This window comes from Streptomyces sp. NPDC020884 (genome assembly GCF_044333935.1).
Lineage (GTDB): Bacteria > Actinomycetota > Actinomycetes > Streptomycetales > Streptomycetaceae > Streptomyces.
The window spans coordinates 1-1,552 of record NZ_JBIRRY010000025.1; the positions used below are offsets into that span (position 1 = coordinate 1).

Here is a 1,552-nt window from a genome sequence, read left to right on the forward strand (position 1 = left end):
AAAGAGCGTTTTGTCCTGACAGGGGTGCTTCGTTGCAGTTCAGGTGGCAGGCCGCTTCGGGCCGGCTGAGGCGGTAGACGCTTGTCGTGGCAGATGGGGCGGGTGACAGCCTTCGAGGGCCCGTTTGGGTCCCTTCGCTCCTGTCTGATCCCAACACGCCCCCGGTCGCGCCTGTTTGCGCCCTGTGGCGGGACGGCGGCCATCGGTACTACGGAAACATGCCTCGCCGACAGCGGCCGTACCCGAGTGACCTGTCCGATGCCCGTTGGGAACTGCTCGAACCAACCCTGACAGCCTGGCGAGCAGAACGCAGAGGGAAGGGCCTGGACATCGGGCGGCCGCCCGAACACGACCTGCGCCGGATCATGGACGCCATCCTCTACGTCGACCGGACCGGCATCCCCTGGCGCTACCTCCCACACGATTTCGCCCCGTGGGAAACCGTCTACGGATACTTCGCCGCCTGGCAGAAGGGCAGCGTCTTCGACCAGCTCAACGGACTCCTGCGACGGCTTGTCCGGAAGGCCGAGGGCCGAGACGCCGAGCCCAGCGCCTGCATCCTCGACGCCCAGAGCATCAAGACCTCTGCCAACGTGCCCGCGGCCGGCCAGGGCATCGACGCAGGCAAGAAGATCGCGGGCCGCAAACGCCACATCGGCGTCGACACCGTCGGCCTCCTCCTGGCCGTGCTGGTCACCGCCGCCAGCGTCTCCGACAACGCCGGCGGAATCCGCCTGCTCTCGAACATCGCCGAAGGCCACCCCCGCGTCACGAAGGCGTGGGCCGACAGCGGCTACCGCACCAAGGCCATCGACCACGGCGCCCGCCTGGGCATCGACGTCGAAGTCACCCGCCGCGACCCCGCCCAGAAGGGCTTCAAAGTGATCCCGCGGCGCTGGGTCGTCGAGCGGACCTTCGGCTGGCTCATGCACCACCGCCGCCTCGCCCGCGACTACGAAACCCACCCCCACCGCTCCGAAGCCATGATCAACATAGCGATGATCGACCTCATGAGCCGCAGACTCACCCGCGAATCGACCCACAACTGGCGCGACAGCTGAACGGCGGCAGCGTCGGGCTCCTGTGAATCACAGCAGGTAGGGCCACAGGCTGACGCTGTTCCGCTCCACACTGATCTCGACCCACGTTCCATCGACAGCAGTCGACGGACGCGGGTCGGCGAGGTCGAACAGGATATGGGTTCCAGCTACTTCCAACATGGCTCCGCCATCGCCCGTCAGGCCCAGCCGCCCCCGAAAGACGATCCGACCGCCTTCCTCCTCATCCACCCCGGGTGAAAATGAAGTGGCCGGTCGAGTGTTGCCGCCCCAGGCCGCGTCCTCTTCAACAGTCCACTCCACGTGATGTTCGCGGCCCACTCCCGTCGGACCGCCGCACCACAACGCCGCGGCGGCACCCACCTCCGAGCGGACCCGAACCATCGCGCGCCCGTCTGCGATCTCCCCCACCGCTTCCACCTGGACCAACACCCCGCAATCATCCACGACAGCACTGCGTTCCCAAACACTCCCGCCAGGACAAAACGCTCTTT

General features: G+C 66.9%; 2 protein-coding genes. One reads left to right on the forward strand and one right to left on the reverse strand.

Annotated features, from left to right (window positions below):
* Positions 1-218: 218 nt before the first annotated feature.
* The gene (locus tag ACH4UK_RS36905) at positions 219-1,061 is read left to right on the forward strand and encodes an IS5 family transposase (RefSeq protein WP_398363626.1); all 843 of its coding nucleotides are present in this window, start codon (positions 219-221) and stop codon (positions 1,059-1,061) included.
* 27 nt (positions 1,062-1,088) lie between these two features.
* On the opposite strand, the gene ACH4UK_RS36910 is transcribed toward ACH4UK_RS36905, so the two are convergent.
* Positions 1,089-1,552 (reverse strand): hypothetical protein (locus tag ACH4UK_RS36910; protein WP_398363627.1); only part of this gene is annotated, 464 nt, incomplete at its 5' end.